Origin of the sequence: Pseudoalteromonas sp. SWXJZ94C, assembly GCF_015864385.1 — a bacterium.
In the GTDB taxonomy this organism is placed as follows: domain Bacteria; phylum Pseudomonadota; class Gammaproteobacteria; order Enterobacterales; family Alteromonadaceae; genus Pseudoalteromonas.
Genome location: NZ_JADYXF010000014.1, coordinates 21,393 through 45,330 on the forward strand (window position 1 = coordinate 21,393; position 23,938 = coordinate 45,330).

Here is a 23,938-nt window from a genome sequence, read left to right on the forward strand (position 1 = left end):
ATAAATGATTTATAGGTAGGTGAAAAGTAATAAAATGATTTGGTTGGTTATTTTACTATTTTAATCAGTGTCTTATGGTTTTTTCGTGAGTTTGGATATTATTTAATAATGATTATATAGACTATAACTAGCATGTTTATTAATAGTCATCCTTTAGTCTAATAAGGTACTTATGGACATTTTTAGTCACTTAACTCGATTTTTTATAAGTTTTATATTTAAGTAACTGAGTCGTGGTGTTTTTATTGTGATGAAATTACATAAATGTTATTTTTTGAGCAATTGAAATAATAAAGAGCAGATAATGGACTCTATCTCCCCAAAAGCGATTGGTATTTTTTTAGGTGTTCTCTATGGAATATCAATGCGGATTTTTATTGAATTTAGTGAAGCGTTAAATTTTGGCGGCTTAGTTACAATTTCATTTATGTTTTTAGTGCCGGTTGCCATTGGCTATATTCGAATCCATTTTGAATACAATGAGACGCCTAATTTAACTTATCGCCAGATAATTGTGAAAGCATGGCAGCCTATTTTTATATTTTTATTAGTAAGTATTGTTACTCTGTTAGAGGGTAGTATTTGCGTAGCAATGGCATTACCTGCGTTTATGTTTTTCTCAAGTGTAGGTGGCGTACTTGCTGGGTTTATTCGTAAAAGAACAACGCGTAAATCAAATGCGACACTATTATCGGTTGCTTTACTGCCTTTGGCTTTATCGCCAATTGAGCTTAATTTTTTACATTTATCAAAAACGTACGAAGTAACAAATTCAATTACAATTAACGCCCCCGTTGATGTTGTATGGCAACAACTTGCTAATGTGAGCTATATAGATCCGCAAGAAATTCCTTTTTCGTTAACCCAGTTTATAGGTGTACCTAAACCATTAGAGGCAAGTATGAATGCAAGCGGTGTTGGCGCTGTTCGTACAAGTAAATGGCAAAAAGGGGTTGTATTTAAAGAGGTAATTACTGATTGGCAACCAAACAAAAAAATGCTTTATAAGTTTGAAATAAACCCAGATTTAATTCCTGATGGTGCATTAGACAAACACGTTAAACTTGGTGGTGAATACTTTTCTCCACTTTATGGTGGTTATCAATTAAGTGAAGACGACAGCGGTAATACCCTTTTAACATTAAAAACCACAGTACAAGATAATACTAATTTTGGGGTTTATTCACGACTATGGGGTGAGGTGATATTTCAAGATTTTCATCATTCACTTTTAACTTTAATGAAAAACAGAGCAGAAAAACAGCTTATCGCAGTTATTTCCCATAGCTAATTTAAGCCGCTATGGTATTAAAAATTATTATAACGAGTGACTTATGAAATTATTAACAGCAACAACTTTATTACTTGCCTCATCAGCAGTATTTGCACGACCAGCACCTTTGGTGTCTATTCCTACTCACGATGCATTTTTTAATAGTATTGCACAACACTGTGGTAAAGCCTTTGAGGGTAAAGTAGCAGTAGATAACGCAAAAGGAGTAAGCTCATTTGCAGATAAAAAGCTGGTTATGCATGTACGTAAATGTACCGACACTGAGTTACAAGTTCCGTTTCATGTTGGTGATGATGCATCACGTACGTGGATTATTACTAAAACGGGCAGCGGCTTGAGCTTAAAGCACGATCATCGTCATAAAGATGGCACTAACGACGTATCAACTATGTATGGTGGTCATACTCTTGATGCTGGGTTTGCTCAAATGCAGTCGTTTCCTGCCGATCAGTACTCTAAAGAGTTATTTGTAGAGCAAGGGATTGCACAGTCTGTTGGAAACACGTGGCAAATGTATATTTATCCCGATGTGTTTACTTATCGGTTAATTCGCCAAGGGCGTGAGTTTAAAGTGGATTTTGATTTAACCAAACCAATTACTCCACCATCAGCACCTTGGGGTTATAAAGACTAGTGCTACTTAGTCTTTTTGGCATCAGCTTTAGCTTCGGCTTTTGTTTCACATTGCAGTAAAACATTTAGATCTGGTTGATAGGCGCGTGGTTTGGTTGGAAAACGTTCATACTCTTGCACGCCTTCAAGCACTTTAAGCATAAAAGCTTGTCCACGGCATAAACGATCAGCGTGGCGCAATAAAAATACACTTTGATTAGTGAAGTGCTTGTAATCATCAGACTGAATTTCTAGTTTGTAATTATTGTCACCTAATTTAGTTTGATAGTAATGTACTTTATTATCAAAATCATAAAGCTTTTCTGTTTCGGCTTTTTCAGCAAATGCAGTATTTGAGCTTAAAAGGGTCACCAATGCAGTGCTAATAATTAAGCTTGGTGTATTTAATCCTTTCATAAAAATTTATCCTTTAATTTGTAAAATTTATACCCATTAATAGTTGATATAAGTTCAATTTCATTAAGTTTAGTCTAACACCCAACCAGGAATTATGTGATGTTCAAACAAATAAAACAGCTTTTTGCTGTATTCGATGATCAGCAACCAACGATAGAACCGCATGATTTTAAGACTGCGGTTGCTGCATTATTAATAGAAGTAATGCGTGCTGATAACAAACTTGAACATAATGAAGAGAAAACCCTGACTGTAACCTTAAAAAAGTACTTTAATTTAACAAATATTGAAGTTGAAGAGCTAACAGGTAATGCAGAGAGTAGCTTAGATGGTGCGATTGACTATTTTCAGTTTTCGAAACAAATTAACGAACATTGCAGCGCTGAGCAACGTATCGAAATTATAGAGCTATTATGGCGCTTAGCGTATGCCGATGGTGAAATAGACCCGCAAGAAGAATATGTTATACGTAAAGTTGCAGGGCTTTTGTATGTAACACATACAGACTTTATCGCCGCAAAAATAGCAGCGACAAAGTAATTATTTATTTAGGTGAGCGCGCAGATTATTTTAGTTTGCTTGCAACACTGACTAACTGATGAGCAAGCGCAGATACTCGCTCTGCAGTAACCGGTTCGTTAATTTGCCCATTTTCGTCAAACAATGTGTGCACAGCGGGTACAGCAAGTTGATCCGCAAGCACTAACGACCCAATACCACTTAATATATCGCGTACGTGATTTAAGCCACGTAACCCGCCAAGTCCACCTGGTGATGCTGCAAACAACGCCACCACTTTGTTACGAAAAGCAGGGACTGCGCCTTGCTCTGTTCGTGACGCCCAATCAATAGCATTTTTAAGTGCAGCGGTAATTGAGCCGTTATACTCTGGGCTTGCCAGTAAAATACCGTCGGCTGCACGTAGTTTGTCTTTTAAAAGCTGTACGTCGCTTGGTGTACCTTGTGCTTCTATGTCTTCGTTAAATAATGGAATGTTTAATTCGTTTAGTTTTATTATTTCTACTTCAGCACCTGTTTGCAGAGCAAAACGTGCTGCTTCATTAATGATTTTTTGATTAAAGCTTTCTTGGCGAAGGCTGCCTGCTAGGGCGATAATTTTTGGTGCTGACATGTTAATAACCTTTTAGTGTTTAAATCTATAACACTAATGTAGCAAAATTTTGCTTGTAGAAAACCCTAATAAACGCAACACTTATGTGCGTATATGCACATAAGTTAAAGGTAAGCAGCATGGCGATTAAATTTGAAGATTGGCAAGACGTTAAAGTTGCGTTTGAAGTAGCACGGTTAGGTACGTTAACAGCAGCGGCAGAGGAGCTTAATGTGCACCACAGCACAGTGCTTAGACGAATTAATAATCTTGAAAAAAACTTAAACGCACGGCTTTTTCATCGCCATGCTCGTGGCTATAAAGTAACTGAAATTGGCACTAAGTTATTTGCAACGGCGCAAACTATACATAGCTCCTTGGAGCAGTTACATAACGATATAGCTGCAGCCGATAGTACGCTTAGAGGGAGTTTATTATTAACAACGGTCAGTGGTTTTATGGACATGCTGGGTGATGTATGTGAGCAATTTCAGGCATTGCATCCACAGGTACAACTTGAGGTTATTTTAGAGCAAAAAAGGTTAAGGCTCGATCATGGTCAGGCGCATATTGCAGTACGTGCAGGACCAAGACCTGATGAGGGTGATTACATTGCCCAGCATTTAGCGCAGCTTTCGTCGGGCTTGTATGCTAATAAGCGTTACATTAATAAGTACGGAATGCCTAAATCGTTAAGTGATTTACAGCAACATAACTTTGTATCGGGCGTGGCGGGTTTTAATGCGCGCGTGCCTTATTTTGCATGGGTTGATGAGCATATTCCTGCATCGCAAGTAAAGCTGCGTGTGTCTGAAACCGCAGAAGCGACTCGCGCAATTATTAAAGGTTTAGGTATAGGCGGATTACAACATGATGTGGCGGCGCAATATACTGATTTAGTACCGATATTACACAATGAGCTACACTGGCCTACCGATATATGGCTTGTAACGCATCATTTAGTGCATCGTACTGCTAAAGTGCAAGCTTTTGCAGGGTTGTTAAAAACACATTTTAGTAAGTTAGCTGCTAATCAATAACTTTAGCAGTATTTTAGCCGTGTTTTAAATGATTATAGTGTTTTTTTTACTTCTATCCCAAGGCGTTTAGCCAAGCGTACCAAGTTAGCTCTATCTAATTCGAGCACTCTTGCTGCTGCTGACCAATTGTAATTATGCTGCTTTAATTGCTCGGTAATTACATTGTATTGCAAAGATTCTACAGCTTGCTTTAAAGGTTGGTTGATTAGGGTATTGGTTGTGCTTTGAGTTTCAACAATTGAATTTGGCTGTGCACTAGGTGTTAAATCACAGTGCTCGCTTGTAATTGTTATTATTGGATTTTGCCATTGGCTTTGTTTCGCTTTTAGCGCACTTCGGCTAATGACATGTTCAAGCTCGCGCACGTTACCGGGCCAATTGTATTGATTAAGCAGTACTTGCGCTTCGGTACTTAGTTTTAATTGTTTTATCCCTAATTTACGTGCTGTTTGCTCAATAAAATAACCTGCCAAGAGTATTATGTCGTGCTCGCGTTTACTAAGTGGTGGCACAGTAATTGGGTAAACACTTAGGCGATGGTATAAATCGGCTCTGAAGCGACCTTGAGCTACTTCTTCTTTTAAATCTCTGTTGGTTGCGGCAACTACGCGTACATCTACGTATTTTGGCGTGTCTTCACCTACTGTTTGTATTTCACCACTTTGCAGCACGCGTAATAGCTTACTTTGCATGGCAAGAGGTAGTTCGCCAATTTCATCTAAAAATAATGTACCGCCATCAGCTAGCTGAAATTTACCTTGGCGCGCATTTTGTGCGCCTGTAAAAGCCCCTTTCGCATGACCAAAAAATTCACTTTCGGCAAGATTTTCGGGAAGCGATGCACAGTTTAAGTGAATAAGCGGTTGATCTTTTCGGGTTGAGTTTAAGTGAATGTTGCGTGCTACCAGCTCTTTCCCTACTCCTGTTTCACCTAAAATAAGCACGCTAAAGTTAGATGCTGCAACGAGTTCAATTTCATTTTTAAGTGTTTGCATTAGCGGGCTTTGACCGATAATTTCGCCGCCATCTCTTGTTAATGCCTCACGATTTAGCTCTTGCACTAGAGCGCTGGAGTGCTGTGCATGCTGCTTGTAGTGGGTAAGCTCTAAAGCTGTTTTAAAGTGCGCACTGCATAGCGTTTGTAAGGTGTTTAGTGTATCAGTACTTATGCTGTTAAATGCATTGGCGTTAAGGCTATCAAATGTAAGTACGCCAAGTAGCGCGTTTTTATCATAAAGAGGTAAACCTAAACACGCATGCACCGGAATATCGCCAGTTTTAGCTAATAGTAGACCATCGTATGGATCGGGAAGCGGGCAGTCGTGTGCAAATTGCAACGCGAGCGTACTTTTGCAAATAGCCTCTAGGCGAGGATGCTCTACAATTTTAAATCGTCTGCCTAAACTGTCGGGCATTAACCCTTTAATTGCCAGTGGCTTTAATTGCTCACCTTGAAGTACTAATAACGCACTTGCATCACTTGGAATAACCCGTTCAACCGTTGCTAGTAATTGCTCAAAGCTGTGCTCATGCAGTGTGCTTTGTGCAAGCTCTAATGCAACTTGTGTAAGATTGAATTGTTGGTTCATGTCAAAATGACCTATACGTGTTTTTATGAGTTAATTTATAGTAGGTCATAAAGACTCATGCTGTAAAGACGTTAAATATAAGCTTTTGAATTTTAATAGTTAAATATATTGGCACAGTATGTGTAATAGCTAAGTAACGTGGTTAGTTACAGAGGTCGCTATGAATACACTGATGCTGAATAATTTAAACTATAAAACACAGTTTAGAGTGTTAAACCAAGCGCTATTGTTTGCTGAATACTTTTTTATTTCGGCGAAAATATTTGCTCATATTGGCATTATTGTTATCAGCGCTATTTTAAAAGTTAGTTACGTACTGCGCTATGTTGCACTGCATGAGTTAGGGCAGGAGATTCGATAATGCGCCCTATAAACTTAACTGAGCCAATGCCAAAACGCGTTGCTATTCATCAAGTATCTCAATGGCCGTTATGGATGCTCGCTTTTAGACCTTTCTTTTTGGGCGGTGGCTTATTGGCATTTTTGTCGGTGGGGTATTGGCTACTTATTTTAACTGGTCATGCAAGTTGGTACTTAGCAATGCCCGCTACATTATGGCACGCGCACGAAATGCTATTTGGTTTTGCTGGGGTTGTCGCTGTTGGCTTTTTACTTACCGCCGCACAAACATGGACAGGCGTTGCGAGTATAAGTGGCAAAGCACTTATGTGGCTTACTGTTGTATGGATTGCAGCACGCTTAGCATTTTTTGTAGTACTGCCAGATATTGCTCATTTTAATTTATATGCTGCACTTACATTACAAGTTGCTTGGTGGTTAGGCGCCATAGCAGTGCTGGCTAATATGTTATTAAAAGCCAATAGCAAAAATAACTATCCGTTTTTAGCTATTTTAGCTGTGTTATGTGCGCTCAATACGTTGTATTTAATACTTGTTTTAAAACAAAACATGCAGCTTGCACTTGCTGTTGTTGATACCGCAGTATTGGTCATTACCTTACTTGTTGGCATTGTAGCGGGTCGCGTTTTACCTTTTTTTACTGCCAAAGGGTTGAGTTTAACCGAACAAGTGCGCACTCCTAAAATAGATAAAGCTATTTTGTATTCATCTATTTTTGCCATTACGTTATTTTTTATCAGCAAATTATTTTTAAGTTCTATTAGCCCAGCTTTAGTTTTAGCCGGTGTAGCTGCACTGCACTTAGTACGCGCTTGCTATTGGTGGAACGTTAACGTGTTAAAAGTGCCCTTATTGTGGTCTTTGCATTTTTCGTATTTAGCGTTAGGTGTTGGCCTAATGCTGGTGGCAATAAGCTTTTATAGCAGCGCAGTAGTATTTAAAGATGCGCTGCACTTAATCACTATTGGCACAATAGGTATGATGATTTTAGCAATGATGACTCGTGTATCGCATGGTCATACAGGGCGTACGCTCACTATTCCTCATTATATGGCTGTTGCTTTTGCACTTGTGTTAGTAGCCGCAATTACTCGTTCATTACTCCCTTTTATTATTGGACCACACTTAGCTTGGCAAATAAGTGCTTTGCTTTGGTTGGTGGCTTTTTCATTATTTTTAATTCACTGCACACCTATATTAACGCGGCGTCGTGTTGATGGGCGCCGTGGTTAGTTTACCCATAGGAAAACACATATGTTATCTGATAAAACCATTGAGATCGTAAAAAGTACTGTTCCATTATTAGCCGAGGCGGGTACGGTTGTTACCGATCATTTTTATAAGCGTTTATTTAGCCATAATCCTGAGCTTAAAAATATTTTTAATATGGCGAATCAAGATACAGGTCGTCAGCAATTTGCACTTTTTAATGCGTTGGCTGCGTATGCACAAAACATTGATAATTTAGCTGTATTAAAAGAAGCACTAACGCGTATTAACCATAAACATACGAGCTTAAATATTTTACCTGAGCATTACCCTATTGTAGGTGCACACTTAATTGGTACGCTTAAAGAGCTTCTTCCTGAGCAATTTACTCCCGATGTTGAATACGCTTGGCGCGAAGCCTACGGTGTACTTGCTGATATTTGTATAACCGAAGAAGCCGCTTTGTATGAGCATAGTAAAAATAAACACGGTGGCTGGGCGGGCACTCGTGCGTTTGAAATAACCAACAAACAGGCTGAATCAGAACTAGTAACAAGCTTTACACTTACGCCAGTTAATGGCGAAGCTGTTATTACGCATAAACCAGGGCAGTATTTAGGTATTAAAGTTAAGCCAGAGGGCGCTGAATATGAAGAAATTCGCCAGTATTCTATTTCGCAAAAAAGTAACGCTAAAAACTACCGTATTAGTGTTAAAAAAGAGCTACAGCCAAAGCCTGGCATGGTGTCTAATCATTTACACTCATTAGAGCAAGGCGCTATTGTTGAGTTGTACTCACCAGCGGGAGATTTCTTTTTACGCAATAACACAAACCCAGCAGTATTTATTTCAGCGGGTGTAGGGCAAACGCCAATGCTAGCAATGCTCGAAACGTTATTAAGCGATAACTCTAATCAAAATATTATGTATTTACATGCCTGCGAAAATACTCAGCAGCATTCGTTTTCAAAACATTTAAATGATTTAGCAACGAAAAATAGCCATTTGCAAATAATGACTTGGTTTAATCAGGTGACAGAGGGCGCTGACTTTACTGGGTTAATGAACTTAAGCGTAATAGAAACACAGCTACCATTAAGTAATGGTGACTTTTACTTATGTGGCCCTGCTGGTTTTATGGCATTTATAAAAAACCAATTACTTGAACTAGGTGTTAAAAGCGAAAATATTCATTATGAAATATTTGGTCCGCATCAAGACTTGTAATAGCGTTTTAAAATAAAAAAGGGCGCGCAGTATTATTACTGCGCGCCTTTATTTTATAAATTCACGGTACTTTAAAGCACTTTATAACTCTATACAGGTAACGCCTTTAAGAACCGTTGTAAGTTCTTTTTTAGGATAATAAAGCTCGCATTGGTTATTACGCGTTTGCAAAATAAACTTTTCAGACTTCATATTATGCGCGCCCATAATTACTCTGCCATCAGGCCCTTTACTCATTGCATGATCTATTAGCAGTTCGCTACGCTTGGTAAATACCGAATCGGCAAGCGTTACTAATGCGCCTCCCTTAGCTTGTTGTATTGCCTGCTGTAGTGTTGCAATAATACTGGAGTTTACACTCGTTAATATTGCTGGTTTAGCCGGTTCACTATTTATACTGGTATCTTTTACACCTTGGCATCCGCCTAAAAAAAATAAGGTGGCTAATGGGAGTAGTAATTTAGCCATTATTTTTCCTCACTCAGCGTTGGCCAAGTTAAGTCCATATTACGTTGAGTAAATTGCGTGGATACATTTAAAGGAGCTAGCGACTCTTGTGTATTTGAAAAGCTTACAGGTTCTGCTTTTGCTGCAGTCGCTGTTCTGATTGGGCAACTGCCATTTTCAACATGAAATAATGCGGTGGCTAAAACAGCCTCGTTGCTGTCGCCTAATTGATGATCAAAGTCGTCCTCAATTTTACAACCTTGCACATCGGCATTAAATTGTGGCGTAGGGGTTGGTGAAAAACCAGCCGCGTATTCGCCAAACCCTTGATTATTTACACCACTAAACTGGATAGTGTAATAGGTTGTTGCGCAGTTATGAGTTGGGGTAAAGCCATACGGCTTACCGCATGTTGTGTCGCCAATTAAAATAACTTCTGCGTCTATACCTTTTAAACCATTAATAAAAGCTTCTGATGCCGAACAGGTGTCCGATGTACTTAATACATAAACCTTAGATAGGTTTAAATCGGGTAAGGTTTCACCCGTGCTAAAAAAAGTAGAGTAATCTATTTCTTCATCAATAAATGGAAAAGGCGAATCAACTGGTTGCTTATCGTTTTGTTGAGTTTGGTAATAAAAACGGTTTTGCACATTAGCGCTACCCGCAACCATATAAGCCAATTGCGCCGATAGTGCCAATAAACCACCGCCGTTATATCTAAAGTCGATCACAAGTTCGTCAACTCTATCGGCTTTAAATTTATTTACCGCATCAATAAGCCCTTCTTGGGCAATGCTTATATGGCTATTAAACTGCATATAACCTACGTTTGAACCATTTGCGGTTGTAATCGTTTTAACGTTTTGAACAGGTGTTTGCTCAATATTGCCAGCGGTTACATTAAATGTTTTTTCGGCGCCATCATTACTTTGTACAACAATAGTATGTGAGTCGCCGTTAGTTGGACTAAATAAACCTTCGTTAAGGGTATCTATACCCGATTCTGTATTGGTAGTTATACTTACACCGTCAACCGAAAGTACGGTATCACCACGTTGAAAACCTATTTGGCTTGCCGGTGAGCCGTCCTCAAGGTAAGCAACACGCAATATGCGGTCGGCTGAATCGCCAATAAATGCCCAATTTATTCCATAACCAGAAGTAACACCCGATTGCGCTTCTTGAAAATAATCTTCAGTGGGTTCTGAAAAGTGAAAGTTATCTTTTTTTGCACCAGAGTCGGTAAGCTGCTCTGTTTTTAACTGGGCGAAGTAATCGGCTACTGTGGCAAAGCTTTCAGGGTCGTTATCGGCAATCTCGTCATACCAAAGGTAGGTTTCATCACTCCAAGAGCGAAGCCATAGTTTTTCGTAAAGGGCTGAGCCTACTTGATCTGGGTAGGGAGCGTTGTTATTAAATGGATCGTTACCTGTACGAGGCGTTTCACAAAAGTTTTTTAAATCATTCGATTGTTCGAATACACCGGCAGTCCATGTTGGTGTACTGCTAATTGGTGGTGCAGTTGGCGTTGTAGGTATAGGAGTTGGGGTCGTATCCATACTGCTCCCGCCGCCACAACCAACTAAAGTAAAACCCGAAAGTGCAGCAATAATAGCAAGCGAAGTTTTATTATTTTTAAACATACTAAGTACTTCATGTAAATAAGTTGTTTAAAATTTTACAACACTCGCTTATTTATTCAACACTTTTGGCCCTACTTGTGTAAATGAGAGTAAAAGCATTACAATTTTTTTGTATCATCTTGTAATGCAATTGCTTGTTTTTTCCATGCATTAAATAGCTTTTGTTGTTTATCTGATATTTTTAAACCGTATGTTTTTTGCATATAAGCATAGGTGTCGGCTATACGTTTGCGAGCATTAACAGGTGGCTCTACTACGCGTTGCTTAAAGTTTACCTTTACCTCGCAGCGACCATACTGTGTTGCGTTTTCGCTTAGCATACCAAAACGATAATTAGAGCGATCTGCATTAATTTCACCAATAGCAGGAGCTAAGTTGTTTATATCAGCTTCCATGGCTCTAAACTTGGCACTTACTTTACGACAATTTTTTCGCCCGCCATCTTGCCAACACTGTAATTGATGACCAAATTCCCATGCCGGAACTATATGTTCCCACTCAATACGCAACGCTCGCACATTTACTTTACCTGAGCGGGTAAGAGTATTACGCGGTACATAACCACAGTTAGTAGGATCAGGAACAAGTTTTTTACCTTCTTTTTTAATATCGCAGCCGCAATAAATGCTTTTAGCGTTGTCAGGTAGGGTTTTAATTAGATGTCTTTTTGCAGTTGAAAAACGGGTAAATTGTTCGGCAGATACCGAAACGCACACACAACAAGCCAATAAGGCCAGAATAAATCGAGTCATATCCATCACAAATGTGAACTACAGGAACAAGTATTTTAAAGCCTTGAAGATAAAAGATAAAGTTAACTTGAAGGTGATGCTGAGTTATTAAAAAAGTTTGATTATTTTGTATTCAAAGTCATTTTTATTATTCATTTATTTCTTACTAATTACTGTATTTAAATTGCACAAAATTATAGTTTAAGGAGTATGCTTAAAGCTTATTTAGTATGGGGATTTGGATAGCAAATGAAATTTGTTGATTATTACGCAGTGCTTGGAATATCGCCTGATGCAGACGATAAAACGGTTAAAGTGGCTTATAAAAAGCTAGCCAGAAAATATCACCCAGATGTAAGCAAAGAGCCTCAAGCAGAAGATAAGTTTAAAGAAGTAGCAGAAGCTTACGAAGTTATCCATAACAAAGAAGAACGCACAAAATACGATGAGTTACGTCGTCATCAACAAAGCCGTGCTCGTCAGCAACAAGGTAGTTATGGCAGTAACAATGGCTCTTCGCAAAGTAATTACCAGCAAAGTGATCCTCAAACCGATCAAGAATTTTCTGATTTTATTAATTCAATGTTTGGCGGGGGCGGTGGATTCGATCGTTCCGGGCAGAGCAGAAGTAACGCTACTCGTGCGCAAAAAGGACAAGATGTGGAAATAGAGTTCCCAGTATTTCTTGAAGAAACTTTAGTTGATACCGTTAAGCCTATTGAGTTTATGTTACCGCAGCGAGATAGCAGTGGTCGTGTGTCTGAAGTTAAAAAATCGCTTAAAGTGAAAATTCCTGCTGGTTCAGTAAATGGCGAACGAATTAGGCTAAAAGGGCAAGGCGGATTAGGGTCGGCGAATGGGCAAAACGGCGATTTATATTTACAAATTAGCTTAGTGCCTCACCCATTATTTGATGTTGAAGGTTGTAACCTAAATATAGTCGTTCCTCTTGCACCATGGGAAGCTGCTTTAGGTACAAAAATAAATTTACCTACGTTGACAGGCAAAATCCAATTAACTATCCCTTCTAATAGTCAGTCTGGTCAGCGTTTACGAATTAAAGGTAAGGGATTAATTAGCAAAAAAGCCAAAGGTGATTTATTTGCTGTACTTAAAATTGTCAATCCAGCATCTATTGACGATACAAGTAAAAAGCTCTGGGAAGAGTTAGCCGAAAAAGCCCATTTTGATCCACGCAGCAACTGGAGTAAATCATAATGCAAATTATCGTGACACAAAAAGACGATTTACTTACTAGCCAAGAACTATGTTTGAGCAGTGATATTAACGAAGCAATTTTATATGAGCTAGTTGAGCACAGTATTGCGGTTCCAATTGAAGGGGAGCGTGCTACAGAATGGCAATTTACGGTTTCTACAGTCACCTTAGTTAAAAAGGCAGCGCGTATTAAGCATGATCTATCGCTAGATTGGTCGGCAATTCCTTTAATTTTACAATTACTGGATGAGCGTGATGAGTTAATTAGCGAAAACGAAATGCTAAAACAGCACTTGAGCCGATTTAAACACTTCGAATAAAAAGCTTTAATATTATAGGGTGAGCAAAGGTATGTATTACTATTATTTAGTTAATACATACTCTTTGATTTGGCTTTTCATTTTCGAAATTAATATGATTATTTTGATTTGCTCTTACTTTTAACTCTAATGAACCGCTTACGTCTAATATTTTGTACAAGTAGTAATATTCCACTTAGGCAAAAAAGTACGCTGGTTGCTGCAAAACTAATAAGTAACGGATTATTAAAATCTTCTCGTTCATCGTAATCCATAATATGTAGCATCCAAAAAAAGTCGAATATTCGCCATAGTGTGCTGCGAACAGTAACGACTTTGCCGTTATTAGCAGATAAGTAGAGAGTTGTATTAAATGTATCGTCAAACTGTACTTGCCAAATGTTTGATTTGTAACCGACCTCTCTCGTACCTTGTTTTAAAAGTAATGTGCTAACTGGTTGGGCGTGTATGAGTAAGTGTGCTTTAGCATTTGCGGTAATTTGTATTTTAGTTGGTGGCTCAAAAGGGCGACCAGTTATCCCATTAAAGCTTTGTTGCTCATCTTTATTTTTAACTGTAATTATAGGCGTAGTTAAAAAGCTCTCAAAGATTATTTGAGTGGGATTAGCTACCTGAGATGCAATGTCGTCAAGGGATGCAATATAATCAGCTTGAGTAAATGAGTTATTAAGAGTTCGTGTTGCTAAGTGTTTCCCATGAACTTTTTCAAGAGGAATGGCGCTCATTATTAAGCCGCCTAATAGCCATGCTAAAATTTGCAATGCGAGCAAATAACCAAGCCACTTATGTAGCTTTCGGGCTGGCTTAAATATATTTTTCATGCGCTTTTATCTTATTGTTTTTTGATGGTGAGTTAAATGTGCTCTTATTTTTTAGCTTACTGTAACTATTCAAAAATAAAAGCGATTAATGATTACGAAGCACTTTTATAAATTGTTGTTTGCTCATTCCTTGTTTGAGAAGTGCATTATACTGATTGTCATTTTTAATATGTGGTCTATGACTGCCATAAAGCTCCTCCCCAATAATGGTTAGTATAGTTTATAAAGTGATATGAACGTATTTCGTACTTTGAATATGTTTATACCAACAATGCTTAAAATCTCAAAAGTATTGTTAAAGGAGCAAATAAAGTGCCAAAAAACACTCAAAAGTGGCTACTCACTATATAAAACGACTAATACTGCATAGTTGATTTGGTATAAACAGGAAACTGCGTTAAAGTTTGCAGTGTAATCATTAAAGGATAAATACGAAACGATGTCGGAAATTCAATTTTTAAATGTAGATCTAGAGCTTGAGTCAAAGCAAGATATTAGCCTGCTTGTAGCAGATTTAAAAAAAGTCGCTACGATTTTACATTATGACAAAGACGAATACCGTCAATTAGCGCGTATAGAAGTGAGCGGTGCTGTAAAAACACCTGATAAAGCAATAAACCACTTATGTGAGCTTATCGAGTCATGTTCACGTAATGCGTTAAAACAATGGTTAAGTTGCTCGCGCAGAACGTTTGATATTGGCTTTGAATCAGGCACTTCTCCTAAATGCTTTAACCAAGCTTTAGACGCAGATACATTATTACGTATATCTGCGATAGGTGCAGGTATGGAAATTACAATTTACCCAATCGAAAAATAATAGTAATTTAATTATCTTCGCTCTACGACTGCTGCGGTCATTTTTGATACGCAGCAAAGCTCATTGCGACTATTTGTAATTTTTATCTCCCAAACTGAACTGCGCTTCCCAATATGAAATGCTTTTGCTGTGGCAGTTAAAGTGCCGTTGCGAGATGCTTTTAAATGACTAGCGCTAATTTCTTGCCCAACACAATAAAATTTAGATAGGTCGACTACAAAGTTAGCTGCATAACTTGCCACTGTTTCGGCAAGGACTACGTTAGCACCACCATGTACCATGCCCATTGGGTTATGATGCTCAGGAATGGCTGGCATAGTTGCTACAAGGTAGTCTTCACCAATTTCGCTTATTTCAATCCCCATGGTTTTCATCAGCGTACCTTGACCATTTATGCCCTCGTCTAGCTGTTTACAAAACTCTAAAGTAATAGGTTGAAACCAAATACTCATAACCACTCCTTTCACATTAAAAACCTAGTTTATACATTTTTAAACACTTTCGAACAGACATGATTTTAAAAATACCTAAGATAGAGCCAATTACTTCTGTTTTTGATAGGCACTTAGGATGAGAACAATCATAGTACTAACGGTATTGGCAACAAGTCTTTTAACTACTGCACAAGCTGCAATTAATAACCAAATAGATGTTGGGTTTTCTGATTTATCGGGCTCTGATAACCGCTTTGTAGGTGCAAGATACCGATACTTTACAAGTAATTTAGATCAACTTTCAGGTCCGCATTCAATAAAAAGCCATTTAAACCAAGTAACTAATTTTGCTGTAGGTGGATTTGCAAGCGATGATGTGGAATATGTAAATGCAGACGCCACCTATTATGGACCACTAGGATTAATTTTAATGGGGGGAGTGGAGCGTTTAACTGATAACCAAGGCTATTGGCGTTCTCGAGACTATTTAATAAAAGGGTCGCTCGGAAAGCAAATTAATGAGGAGTTACAATTAGGTTTTAGTGTTTTTTATAATAGAGAAGAGGATCGCTCACACCTATTAAATACCTACACTAATACAGATACACAATGGCGTTACGCTCCTTATGTACGCTATACCGCAATTACTGATAATCAGGGGTGGGATTTAGAGTTAAAGCAAATTTCAGGGAAAAATCGCAATATCGAAGGGCGTGCTAATTACTTTGTAAATCAAGATTGGTCGGTTGGATTAATAGCAAATGTTCAAAACAGTGATTACGCCAGAGATAATTACGAGTTACAAACGCAATATTGGTTTACTCCTCATGTAGCCGTTAAATTTGGATTAGGGTCTTCCTTCGATTCTGATAGTGGTTTAAACAGTGCAAGCTTGTTATTAACAGGGCGATTTTAAAGCGTAATTTAAATTTGCGATTTTTATTTAACTGTATATACTCACAGTTAAATGTACTGTATGGAAAACCAGTTGTATGCGACCATTAACGAAGCGCCAAGCTCAAATACTCGAATTAGTTAAAGTTTTTATTAAAGACACTGGTATGCCTCCTACACGTGCCGAAATTGCACAAACATTAGGTTTTAAAAGTGCCAATGCCGCAGAAGAACACCTAAAAGCACTCGCTAAAAAGGGTGTTATTAAAATGAAGCCAGGCGCAAGCCGTGGTATTCAGCTTGTTGAGGAAGAAGAGCCTGAACAATTAGGTTTACCTCTAATTGGTCGAGTAGCGGCTGGTGAACCTATTTTAGCGCAAGAGCATGTTGAGAGTCATTGCAAAATTGACCCATTAATGTTTAAACCTGCTGCCGATTTTTTACTACGCGTTAACGGCATGAGCATGAAAGATATAGGTATAATGGACGGCGATCTCTTAGCTGTACATAAAACTCAAGTTGCTGAAAACGGACAAGTTGTAGTTGCTCGTGTTGATGACGATGTAACTGTAAAACGCTTTGAGAAAGCGGGTAAAAAAGTATTACTTCATCCTGAAAACGAAGATTTTTCGGCAATTGAAGTTGATCTAGAAAATGAATCTTTTAATATTGAAGGTTTGGCTGTTGGGGTTATTCGTAACGCTGATTGGATGTAATTTAAAAACATTTTTTGGTTATTATATTTATTAATGCGTGCTTTTTAGCGCGCATTTTTTATATGGCTCATATATTAGTTACATAACTAATATAGTTTTTCTCATAATTTACCTTCGTTTGCTTATTTACCGACCTTAAATACTGCCTATTTAGTTTATGTATACAAATGCTTATAGCCTCATTTTTTGATCATGCTATTAAAAATTATGTTTATTTATAAAGCGGTTAAATTAAAAAATTGTAGTTAATGAATGCAATGTAATGGGTTTATTTCTTTTTTCAGTTATTCATTTAATGGTATTATTTATAATCTTACTTATAAATAAATGGCTCTCTTTATGAAGCAGTTATGGCTTGGGTTAATCGTTGTTTTAGCTTTGTTTTTGTCAGCATGTTCAAATGAAAATATTCCATCAGATGTAGATGCATTAGTTTACGAAAATGCAAAGCCACTCTCTGACTTTAAGTTGAACGATCAGCGTGGCGAGTTAGTTACTAAGCAACGATTTTTAGGACAATGGAATTTAGTTTTTTTAGGCTACACAAGTTGCCCTGACATTTGCCCGCTAACGCTTGCTAAGCTAAATGCGGTGTATAAAAACTTACAAGCAGACTATCCATTGCAAATTTGGTTTTTATCGGTAGATCCAAAACGTGATACGCCAACTAAACGAAAGCAATATATAGATTATTTTAATTCTGAATTTTTAGCTGTATCGGGACCACATAAAGATCTTTTTCCACTCGTTAGGGAGCTAGGCTTAATTTATGCTATTAACGATAGCATCGAATCGGAGTATGCAGTTGATCACAGTGCCTCGGTGGCTATGGTTGATAAAAATGGTTCGGTAAGAGCTATTTTTAAACCAGAATTTAAACAAGGTGGCGTGCCATTAATTAATGCGACTATTTTAACCGAAGAGTTTAAAAAAATAGCGGATTACTATAAAAACTAATTTCTTATTTTTACCCATTTTAAAAGAGCCCTAAGACCTGTCTATCTTTCGAGATTGAATTTGCAGCAGTGCGTTTGGTTTTTAGGTAAGGCGGGGCCTATGTATTCTATGTAGTCTATGTAGTGTGGTTGTTCCCCATAAATAGGCGATAACAACGCATAAAAACCAAATACACGCAGCCCTTTGCGTTCCCCTTGGAGCGATTAACTCTTTGTTGCCTACATTGATGTAAGCCAGTAGAGTAACGCAGGAGCAGTTACCAATTCCACTAGGTTACAAACCTCGCGCCGCGATTGAATCGCCCCTAGATAAAACAAACCCTAATCCTGAAAGGTCAACAGACCCTAAGCTCCTTTTTTTGTTTTTTAGCAGCAAAATAAATTTAATTAAGCATTTTATGGCAATTTCAATAACTAGGGCTAAGCTTTTGTTATGAATTGAATTGACAGGGAATGCACTTACTAAATGCTAAAACTTCCTAATGAACTTGCTATTACGCAAGTTGAAATACTACATCAAAATTTACTACAAGAACTCAATAGCAAAGATGATATCTGCCTTGATATTAGCGATGTAATTTTTGCCGATACTGCTTCAATTCAACTTTTATGCGCCTTGCAAAAACACTTACTTACTACTCACCATAAAATAATTTGGAGTGGTAAAAGTGATGTTTTAACACACGCAATTAGTCAACTTGGCTTAAATCAATATTTAATACTTGAAAGTAAAGATTAGGAGTTTATATGAAACGAATTTTAGCAGTTGATGACTCTGCATCAATGCGTCAGATGGTGAGTTTTACTTTGAAGACCGCAGGGTTTGATGTAACTGAAGCAAAAGATGGAAGTGAAGCATTAGCTATTGCTAAACAACAAGGTTTTGATGCCGTAATTTCCGATGTAAATATGCCAATAATGGACGGTATAACATTAATACGAGAGCTCAGAAGTTTACCAAGTTATAAGTTCACTCCATTACTAATGCTTACAACAGAGTCTGGTTTAGACAAAAAAATAGAAGGCAAAGCTGCTGGTGCAACCGGTTGGATTGTAAAGCCATTTAACCCTGAACAATTATTAGCGGTTATTAAAAAGGTTATTCGGTAATTTAGGAGCGCAGCGTGAGTATAGATTTAAGTCAATTTTTTGAAGTTTTCTTTGAAGAGAGTTTTGAAGGCCTAGATACCATGGAGGCTGAGCTTTTAAACTTACTCCCTGGTGAGGAAGACTTAGAAACTATTAACACCATTTTTAGAGCTGCCCATTCTATTAAGGGAGGTAGTGGTACTTTTGGTTTCAATGCGGTTGCAGATTTTACTCATGTACTTGAAACGCTATTAGATCAAATACGACAAGGTGAACGAAAACTAACTACAGAGCACGTTAATTTATTACTTAAAGCGGTAGATTGTTTACGCGCTTTATTGGCTGGATTGCAAGCAGAGCAAGAGCCAGATTTAACACAAGCTACCTCATTGCGAATAGAATTTGAACGAGTGCTGGGTATGAAAAGTGAAACCCCAGAACTAGATATTAAAAAGGAATTGGAAAAGTCGGGAAGTAATACTTATCAAATTGATTTTAAGCCTCATCAGCATTTATTTAAAACAGGTAATGAGCCGCTGTATATGATTAATGAACTTGCTGAACTTGGCGAGTTAGAAACAACCGCATTTTATGATGAAGTACCTGATATTAAAGATTTAAGTAGTGATGAATGTTTTTTGCATTGGCGCTTTTTATTAAATACTAAGCATGATGAAAAAGCGATAAAAGAAATATTCGAATGGGTTGAAGGTGATGCCGATATAGCGGTTGAGTTATGCAAAGAATTATTAGTTAACAAAGAAAAAAAATCGTTTAATCATGAGAGTAAACCTAAAAAGGTTGAGTTGGTAACACCAGAATTAATAAAAGATCCTGAATCACTTAGTCAACCAAAGCAATCTACAGCTAACCAAGATAAGAAGCCTGCTAACACCCCTGAATCTACCTCTATTCGTGTTGGTATTGATAAAGTTGATTCGTTAATAAATATGGTGGGTGAACTCGTTATTACCCAAGCAATGCTTAATCAGCTTAGTGAGCAAGAGATCACTCCTGCAACTATTACCTCTTTAAAAGAAGGGTTGGCGCAACTTGCGCATAATACACGAGATTTACAAGAAAACGTCATGCGTATTCGCATGCTCCCTATCAACTTTGTATTTAGTAGATTTCCTCGATTAGTACGCGATATAGCCCAAAAATTAAATAAACAGGTTGAGCTTAAGTTGCTTGGTGAACAAACAGAACTTGATAAAACGGTAATGGAAAAAATATCTGATCCTATGGTTCATTTAGTAAGAAATTCACTTGACCATGGTTTAGAAACAGTTGAACAAAGGCTACTTGTTGGAAAAGACCCCGTAGGTACTGTCACTCTAAATGCGTTTCATCAAGGCGGTAATATCGTTATCGAAATTATGGATGACGGGCAGGGATTAAATACTAAAAAAATTAAAGAAAAAGCGATAGAGAATGAGTTGATTTCAGAAGATGAAAATTTAACTGATGACGAAATAAACGAACTTATTTTTATGCCTGGTTTTTCTACTGTTGATGAGGTGAGTGATTTATCTGGTCGTGGTGTAGGGATGGATGTTGTTAAGCGAAATATTCAATCTTTAAATGGCTCTGTAGAAGTAACCTCAGCGCCTGGCGTTGGTTCAACATTTACGATTAGGTTACCGCTTACACTTGCCATTTTAGATGGCCAGTTAGTTAAAGTGGCTCAGCATACCTATATTATTCCGCTAATTTCGATTGTTGAATCACTGCAAATTGATATTACAAAAGTGAGTCGTGTGGGTCAAAACTTAGATGTACTAAGGCTTCGAGATGAATATATTCCTATTTTGCGTTTATACGATATTTTTAATCATCAAAATGCAATTGAATCACTAGATAAAACTCTGCTTGTAGTCGTTGAAGCTGATAATCAAAAGGTTGGATTATTGGTTGATGATTTACTTTCTCAGCAACAGGTGGTTATTAAAAGTTTAGAGGCTAACTATCACAAAGTTGATGGTGTATCGGGAGCCACTATTTTAGGTGATGGACGTGTATCGCTTATTGTTGATATTAGCGGCTTAGTAAAGCTCTCTGGCTTGAAAAAGCCAGGTACTCAGGAATTAATATTTGAGTCTAATGTTGTTTTGGAGGGGCTATGAGTTTTGAACAAAGCCAATTAAACAACCAGTTAAACCTTCAGCAACAACAGGGTGTAAAACAATTTTTAACTTTTATTATGGCTAATGAAGAATACGGCATTGATATTTTAACTGTACAAGAAATTCGTAGCTGGGAAGAAATTACAGTGCTGCCTAATGCCCCTGAATTTGTAAAAGGCGTTATTAATTTACGTGGAACAATAGTACCTATTATTGATTTACGCTTGCGCTTTGGCTTACCTGTACTTGATTACGGACCATTAACGGTGGTTATTGTAGTAAAAGTAGAGTTTGGACAAGGGAGTAAAATTATTGGAGTTGCAGTAGATGCTGTTTCTGACGTTTACAGCATTACAGAGCAAGACGCAAAAGCAGTTCCTAGCTTATCTGAATCAAGTAATTGCGAATATATATCTGGGTTGGTCAATGTTGGCGACAAAATGATTGTATTGATCGACTTACAAAAAACAATGGATATTTAGCGAATAGAACAACTAAATATAACAATGAAAAATAAATTTAAAGGTGGTGATGAGCATGGGATGGTTTAGTAATCTAAAACAGTCAAAATCGAGTAATGATTTAATTGTCGATGCATTAAATAAATCATTAGCTGTGATTGAGTTTGAACCAAACGGCGTAATAATTACTGCTAATGCTAACTTTCTTAGCGTAATGGAATACCAGTTAGAAGAAGTTCAAGGACAGCACCACTCTTTGTTTGTTGACACTGATGAAGCGCAAGGTAGTGACTATAAAAGTTTTTGGCAGCGTTTACGTAATGGCGAATTTATGTCGAATGAATTTAAACGCTTTGGTAAAAGTGGAAAAGAAGTATGGATACAAGCTACATATAATCCAATTGTTGACGATCAGGGGCAAGTTTTAAAAGTTATTAAATTTGCTACCGACATTACAGAACAAAAGCTCAGTGCAGCAGAGGCTTCGGGGCAAATTAATGCAATAAGTAAATCGCAAGCTGTTATAGAGTTTAATTTAGACGGCACTATTATTGATGCCAATGATAACTTTTTAAATGCACTTGGTTATCAGTTAAGTGAGATTAAAGGGCAGCACCATAGATTGTTTGTTGAGCCAGATTATGCAGTTAGCAATGAATATAAAGAGTTTTGGGGCAAACTTAGTCGTGGTGAATTTGATTCAGGCGAGTATTTACGAATAGGTAAGCAAGGGCAAGAAGTTTGGATTCAAGCATCTTATAACCCAATTTATGATATGAACGGGAAACCGTTTAAAGTGATTAAATATGCATCTGATATTAGTGCACAAAAAGAGCTTGAAAAAATCTCTCGAAAAGCAGCTGATTTGGCTAATGCATTAAAGGTATGCCAAGCAAATGTGATGATTGCAGATGAAGACCTTAATATTGTATTTGTGAACGACCGTGTGCAGCAAATGTTTAGAGTACGTGAAAAAGAGCTGCAAACGGTGTTGCCAGGCTTTTCTGTCGATAATTTAATTGGGACATGTGTTGATGATTTTTATCAACACCTTGCACATCAAAGAGATATATTAAAAAACCTAAATGAATCACACAAAGCAGAACTACTTTTAGCGGGAGTTACTTTTAATTTAATAACTTCACCTTGGATTAGCCAAGAGGGCAAAAAGTTGGGCACAATTGTTGAGTGGGAAGATAGGACGGCTGAAGTTGCTATTGAGAAAGAAATTGCGGAGTTGGTTAGTTCTGCTGGAAATGGCGAGCTTGAGATAAGAGTTATTGAAGAGGGCAAAAGCGGGTTTTTCTTACGTTTGGCGCAAGGGTTAAATAGCCTAGTTGAAATTGTAGATGATGCAGTTGCCGATACCGCGAATATGCTTGATGCAATGGCAAATGGAGATTTATCAAAACGTATAGAAAATGATTATAAAGGCTCATTTGATAAGCTAAAACGTGATGCTAACGCAACGGCAGATAAGTTAACCGAAGTAATAAACCGTATAAATTCATCGGCTATGCTAGTTGCAAGTGGTGCTGAGGAAATATCTCAAGGCAATACCGATTTAAGCCAGCGCACAGAAGAGCAAGCTTCGTCACTTGAAGAAACAGCTTCAAGTATGGAGGAAATGACTAGCACAGTTCGTCAAAATGCAGATAACGCTAAAGTGGCAAACAATTTAGCGGAAGAAACCTGTGAAAAAGCGATTAAAAGTGGTGAAGTTGTTAATAGAGCAGTGACAAGTATGTCGGCTATTAATGAGTCGAGCAAAAAAATTGCAGACATTATAGGTGTCATTGACGAAATAGCATTCCAGACTAATTTATTAGCATTAAATGCAGCTGTAGAAGCAGCAAGAGCTGGCGAACAGGGCAGAGGCTTTGCCGTAGTGGCAGGTGAGGTTCGTAACTTAGCACAACGCTCTGCAGGTGCAGCTAAAGAAATTAAAGATCTAATAAGAGATAGTGTAGGTAAGGTTGCCGATGGATCATTGTTGGTAAATGAATCAGGCGATACGTTAAAGGAAATTGTTGTATCGGTACAAAGAGTGGCACAAATGATTTCTGATATTACCGAAGCATCTGAAGAGCAAAGTGCGGGTATTGAACAAGTAAACAAAGCAATTTCACAAATGGATGAAATGACCCAGCAAAATGCAGCTTTAGTCGAGCAAGCATCTGCTGCGGGAGAGTCAATGGCGGAACAAGCTAATGAAATGCGTAGATTGCTACACTTTTTTTCGTTAGGGCCGCAAGATGTAGAAATGTTTTCACCGACGATGCGCACCCCTGAGTTGTCTCATAAGCCACAGAGCAGTTATACCCGTAATAAAACTAAAACAAGAGGTGACAACTTTGTTGACTCTGCAGATGAATGGGAAGAGTTTTAAAGCATTTTTGT

General features: G+C 37.7%; 26 protein-coding genes. 18 read left to right on the top strand and 8 right to left on the bottom strand.

Features of this window, described 5'->3' with window-relative positions; all coding sequences use genetic code 11:
- Positions 1–304: 304 nt before the first annotated feature.
- Entirely contained in the window at positions 305–1,291 is a 987-nt protein-coding gene (locus I6F65_RS07815) for a hypothetical protein (protein ID WP_197112311.1), read from the top strand.
- A 43-nt stretch (positions 1,292–1,334) separates the two neighbouring features.
- On the top strand, positions 1,335–1,928 hold the full coding sequence (locus tag I6F65_RS07820) for a hypothetical protein (RefSeq protein ID WP_197112313.1): 594 nt from the start codon (positions 1,335–1,337) through the stop codon (positions 1,926–1,928).
- 2 nt (positions 1,929–1,930) lie between these two features.
- On the opposite strand, the gene I6F65_RS07825 is transcribed toward I6F65_RS07820, so the two are convergent.
- A complete protein-coding gene (locus I6F65_RS07825) occupies positions 1,931–2,323 on the bottom strand; it encodes a hypothetical protein (RefSeq protein WP_024610319.1) in 393 nt (130 codons plus the stop codon).
- A gap of 99 nt (positions 2,324–2,422) precedes the next feature.
- Between I6F65_RS07825 and I6F65_RS07830 the strand changes: the two genes are divergently transcribed.
- Positions 2,423–2,863 (top strand): TerB family tellurite resistance protein, encoded by a 441-nt coding sequence (locus I6F65_RS07830; protein ID WP_197112315.1) that lies wholly within the window; start codon positions 2,423–2,425, stop codon positions 2,861–2,863.
- Positions 2,864–2,888: 25 nt separating this feature from the next.
- Here I6F65_RS07830 and I6F65_RS07835 read toward each other — a convergent pair whose 3' ends face one another.
- Entirely contained in the window at positions 2,889–3,455 is a 567-nt protein-coding gene (locus I6F65_RS07835) for an NADPH-dependent FMN reductase (protein ID WP_024610317.1), read from the bottom strand.
- Between the two features lie 119 nt (positions 3,456–3,574).
- On the opposite strand from I6F65_RS07835, the gene I6F65_RS07840 reads away from it, so the two are divergent.
- Positions 3,575–4,474 carry a LysR family transcriptional regulator gene (locus I6F65_RS07840; protein ID WP_024610316.1) on the top strand — a complete coding sequence of 300 codons (900 nt, stop codon included), beginning with the start codon at positions 3,575–3,577 and terminating at the stop codon, positions 4,472–4,474.
- A 32-nt stretch (positions 4,475–4,506) separates the two neighbouring features.
- Here the strand turns inward: I6F65_RS07840 and norR are convergent, their stop codons facing one another.
- On the bottom strand, positions 4,507–6,063 hold the full coding sequence (gene norR / locus I6F65_RS07845) for a nitric oxide reductase transcriptional regulator NorR (RefSeq protein WP_024610315.1): 1,557 nt from the start codon (positions 6,061–6,063) through the stop codon (positions 4,507–4,509).
- A 160-nt stretch (positions 6,064–6,223) separates the two neighbouring features.
- On the opposite strand from norR, the gene I6F65_RS07850 reads away from it, so the two are divergent.
- From I6F65_RS07850 to hmpA, 3 genes are read left to right on the top strand one after another with little or no spacing between them, the layout of a single operon-like run.
- Positions 6,224–6,424, top strand: coding sequence for a hypothetical protein (locus tag I6F65_RS07850; RefSeq protein WP_024610314.1), 201 nt, complete (start codon positions 6,224–6,226; stop codon positions 6,422–6,424).
- On the top strand, positions 6,424–7,656 hold the full coding sequence (locus I6F65_RS07855; protein WP_024610313.1) for an NnrS family protein: 1,233 nt from the start codon (positions 6,424–6,426) through the stop codon (positions 7,654–7,656). Before I6F65_RS07850 ends, I6F65_RS07855 begins: the two co-directional genes overlap by 1 nt.
- Before the next feature lie 21 nt (positions 7,657–7,677).
- Positions 7,678–8,859 carry an NO-inducible flavohemoprotein gene (gene hmpA, locus I6F65_RS07860; protein WP_197112317.1) on the top strand — a complete coding sequence of 394 codons (1,182 nt, stop codon included), beginning with the start codon at positions 7,678–7,680 and terminating at the stop codon, positions 8,857–8,859.
- Between the two features lie 81 nt (positions 8,860–8,940).
- Here the strand turns inward: hmpA and I6F65_RS07865 are convergent, their stop codons facing one another.
- From I6F65_RS07865 to I6F65_RS07875, 3 genes are all read right to left on the bottom strand, one after another.
- A complete protein-coding gene (locus tag I6F65_RS07865) occupies positions 8,941–9,327 on the bottom strand; it encodes a hypothetical protein (protein ID WP_024610311.1) in 387 nt (128 codons plus the stop codon).
- Entirely contained in the window at positions 9,327–10,952 is a 1,626-nt protein-coding gene (locus I6F65_RS07870; RefSeq protein ID WP_024610310.1) for a S41 family peptidase, read from the bottom strand. Before I6F65_RS07870 ends, I6F65_RS07865 begins: the two co-directional genes overlap by 1 nt.
- A 98-nt stretch (positions 10,953–11,050) precedes the next feature.
- Positions 11,051–11,704, bottom strand: a complete 654-nt coding sequence (locus I6F65_RS07875) for an endonuclease (protein WP_029880388.1) — start codon at positions 11,702–11,704, stop codon at positions 11,051–11,053.
- Between the two features lie 228 nt (positions 11,705–11,932).
- On the opposite strand from I6F65_RS07875, the gene I6F65_RS07880 reads away from it, so the two are divergent.
- Together I6F65_RS07880 and I6F65_RS07885 are read left to right on the top strand one after the other, a co-directional pair.
- Positions 11,933–12,901 carry a DnaJ C-terminal domain-containing protein gene (locus tag I6F65_RS07880; RefSeq protein ID WP_197112319.1) on the top strand — a complete coding sequence of 323 codons (969 nt, stop codon included), beginning with the start codon at positions 11,933–11,935 and terminating at the stop codon, positions 12,899–12,901.
- Positions 12,901–13,221 (top strand): chaperone modulator CbpM, encoded by a 321-nt coding sequence (locus I6F65_RS07885; protein WP_024610307.1) that lies wholly within the window; start codon positions 12,901–12,903, stop codon positions 13,219–13,221. The genes I6F65_RS07880 and I6F65_RS07885 overlap by 1 nt, the downstream gene beginning before the upstream one ends.
- Before the next feature lie 98 nt (positions 13,222–13,319).
- On the opposite strand, the gene I6F65_RS07890 is transcribed toward I6F65_RS07885, so the two are convergent.
- Positions 13,320–14,042 (bottom strand): membrane protein, encoded by a 723-nt coding sequence (locus tag I6F65_RS07890; protein ID WP_024610306.1) that lies wholly within the window; start codon positions 14,040–14,042, stop codon positions 13,320–13,322.
- Positions 14,043–14,481: 439 nt separating this feature from the next.
- Here I6F65_RS07890 and I6F65_RS07895 point away from each other — a divergent pair, with 439 nt between their 5' ends.
- Positions 14,482–14,862: a hypothetical protein gene (locus tag I6F65_RS07895; protein WP_024610305.1), complete on the top strand. Its 381-nt coding sequence runs from the start codon at positions 14,482–14,484 to the stop codon at positions 14,860–14,862.
- Between the two features lie 11 nt (positions 14,863–14,873).
- Here the strand turns inward: I6F65_RS07895 and I6F65_RS07900 are convergent, their stop codons facing one another.
- Positions 14,874–15,314, bottom strand: coding sequence for a PaaI family thioesterase (locus I6F65_RS07900; RefSeq protein WP_024610304.1), 441 nt, complete (start codon positions 15,312–15,314; stop codon positions 14,874–14,876).
- 118 nt (positions 15,315–15,432) lie between these two features.
- Between I6F65_RS07900 and I6F65_RS07905 the strand changes: the two genes are divergently transcribed.
- From I6F65_RS07905 to I6F65_RS07940, 8 genes are all read left to right on the top strand, one after another.
- Positions 15,433–16,212, top strand: a complete 780-nt coding sequence (locus tag I6F65_RS07905) for a putative porin (protein ID WP_024610303.1) — start codon at positions 15,433–15,435, stop codon at positions 16,210–16,212.
- 76 nt (positions 16,213–16,288) lie between these two features.
- Entirely contained in the window at positions 16,289–16,906 is a 618-nt protein-coding gene (gene lexA / locus I6F65_RS07910; RefSeq protein WP_024610302.1) for a transcriptional repressor LexA, read from the top strand.
- A 339-nt stretch (positions 16,907–17,245) separates the two neighbouring features.
- The gene (locus tag I6F65_RS07915) at positions 17,246–17,863 is read left to right on the top strand and encodes an SCO family protein (RefSeq protein ID WP_024610301.1); all 618 of its coding nucleotides are present in this window, start codon (positions 17,246–17,248) and stop codon (positions 17,861–17,863) included.
- Positions 17,864–18,328: 465 nt separating this feature from the next.
- Positions 18,329–18,601 (top strand): STAS domain-containing protein, encoded by a 273-nt coding sequence (locus I6F65_RS07920; RefSeq protein ID WP_197112321.1) that lies wholly within the window; start codon positions 18,329–18,331, stop codon positions 18,599–18,601.
- Positions 18,602–18,609: 8 nt separating this feature from the next.
- Positions 18,610–18,972 carry a response regulator gene (locus I6F65_RS07925; RefSeq protein WP_024610299.1) on the top strand — a complete coding sequence of 121 codons (363 nt, stop codon included), beginning with the start codon at positions 18,610–18,612 and terminating at the stop codon, positions 18,970–18,972.
- Between the two features lie 14 nt (positions 18,973–18,986).
- On the top strand, positions 18,987–21,077 hold the full coding sequence (locus I6F65_RS07930) for a chemotaxis protein CheA (protein ID WP_197112323.1): 2,091 nt from the start codon (positions 18,987–18,989) through the stop codon (positions 21,075–21,077).
- Positions 21,074–21,559: a chemotaxis protein CheW gene (locus I6F65_RS07935; protein ID WP_166111318.1), complete on the top strand. Its 486-nt coding sequence runs from the start codon at positions 21,074–21,076 to the stop codon at positions 21,557–21,559. The genes I6F65_RS07930 and I6F65_RS07935 overlap by 4 nt, the downstream gene beginning before the upstream one ends.
- 55 nt (positions 21,560–21,614) lie before the next feature.
- The gene (locus tag I6F65_RS07940) at positions 21,615–23,927 is read left to right on the top strand and encodes a methyl-accepting chemotaxis protein (RefSeq protein ID WP_197112325.1); all 2,313 of its coding nucleotides are present in this window, start codon (positions 21,615–21,617) and stop codon (positions 23,925–23,927) included.
- The last annotated feature ends 11 nt before the right edge of the window (positions 23,928–23,938 follow it).

Bases quoted from the DNA above. Each gene is read 5' to 3' on its own strand.
- I6F65_RS07875 (WP_029880388.1), bottom strand. From the start codon at position 11,704: ATGACTCGATTTATTCTGGCCTTATTGGCTTGTTGTGTGTGCGTTTCG.
- I6F65_RS07915 (WP_024610301.1), top strand. From the start codon at position 17,246: ATGAAGCAGTTATGGCTTGGGTTAATCGTTGTTTTAGCTTTGTTTTTG.
- I6F65_RS07815 (WP_197112311.1), top strand. From the start codon at position 305: ATGGACTCTATCTCCCCAAAAGCGATTGGTATTTTTTTAGGTGTTCTC.
- I6F65_RS07850 (WP_024610314.1), top strand. From the start codon at position 6,224: ATGAATACACTGATGCTGAATAATTTAAACTATAAAACACAGTTTAGA.
- I6F65_RS07900 (WP_024610304.1), bottom strand. From the start codon at position 15,314: ATGAGTATTTGGTTTCAACCTATTACTTTAGAGTTTTGTAAACAGCTA.
- I6F65_RS07905 (WP_024610303.1), top strand. From the start codon at position 15,433: ATGAGAACAATCATAGTACTAACGGTATTGGCAACAAGTCTTTTAACT.
- I6F65_RS07890 (WP_024610306.1), bottom strand. From the start codon at position 14,042: ATGAAAAATATATTTAAGCCAGCCCGAAAGCTACATAAGTGGCTTGGT.
- I6F65_RS07830 (WP_197112315.1), top strand. From the start codon at position 2,423: ATGTTCAAACAAATAAAACAGCTTTTTGCTGTATTCGATGATCAGCAA.
- I6F65_RS07885 (WP_024610307.1), top strand. From the start codon at position 12,901: ATGCAAATTATCGTGACACAAAAAGACGATTTACTTACTAGCCAAGAA.
- I6F65_RS07835 (WP_024610317.1), bottom strand. From the start codon at position 3,455: ATGTCAGCACCAAAAATTATCGCCCTAGCAGGCAGCCTTCGCCAAGAA.
- I6F65_RS07940 (WP_197112325.1), top strand. From the start codon at position 21,615: ATGGGATGGTTTAGTAATCTAAAACAGTCAAAATCGAGTAATGATTTA.
- I6F65_RS07870 (WP_024610310.1), bottom strand. From the start codon at position 10,952: ATGTTTAAAAATAATAAAACTTCGCTTGCTATTATTGCTGCACTTTCG.
- I6F65_RS07895 (WP_024610305.1), top strand. From the start codon at position 14,482: ATGTCGGAAATTCAATTTTTAAATGTAGATCTAGAGCTTGAGTCAAAG.
- I6F65_RS07925 (WP_024610299.1), top strand. From the start codon at position 18,610: ATGAAACGAATTTTAGCAGTTGATGACTCTGCATCAATGCGTCAGATG.
- I6F65_RS07840 (WP_024610316.1), top strand. From the start codon at position 3,575: ATGGCGATTAAATTTGAAGATTGGCAAGACGTTAAAGTTGCGTTTGAA.
- I6F65_RS07880 (WP_197112319.1), top strand. From the start codon at position 11,933: ATGAAATTTGTTGATTATTACGCAGTGCTTGGAATATCGCCTGATGCA.
- I6F65_RS07855 (WP_024610313.1), top strand. From the start codon at position 6,424: ATGCGCCCTATAAACTTAACTGAGCCAATGCCAAAACGCGTTGCTATT.
- I6F65_RS07935 (WP_166111318.1), top strand. From the start codon at position 21,074: ATGAGTTTTGAACAAAGCCAATTAAACAACCAGTTAAACCTTCAGCAA.
- I6F65_RS07820 (WP_197112313.1), top strand. From the start codon at position 1,335: ATGAAATTATTAACAGCAACAACTTTATTACTTGCCTCATCAGCAGTA.
- I6F65_RS07920 (WP_197112321.1), top strand. From the start codon at position 18,329: ATGCTAAAACTTCCTAATGAACTTGCTATTACGCAAGTTGAAATACTA.
- I6F65_RS07825 (WP_024610319.1), bottom strand. From the start codon at position 2,323: ATGAAAGGATTAAATACACCAAGCTTAATTATTAGCACTGCATTGGTG.
- hmpA (WP_197112317.1), top strand. From the start codon at position 7,678: ATGTTATCTGATAAAACCATTGAGATCGTAAAAAGTACTGTTCCATTA.
- lexA (WP_024610302.1), top strand. From the start codon at position 16,289: ATGCGACCATTAACGAAGCGCCAAGCTCAAATACTCGAATTAGTTAAA.
- I6F65_RS07865 (WP_024610311.1), bottom strand. From the start codon at position 9,327: ATGGCTAAATTACTACTCCCATTAGCCACCTTATTTTTTTTAGGCGGA.
- norR (WP_024610315.1), bottom strand. From the start codon at position 6,063: ATGAACCAACAATTCAATCTTACACAAGTTGCATTAGAGCTTGCACAA.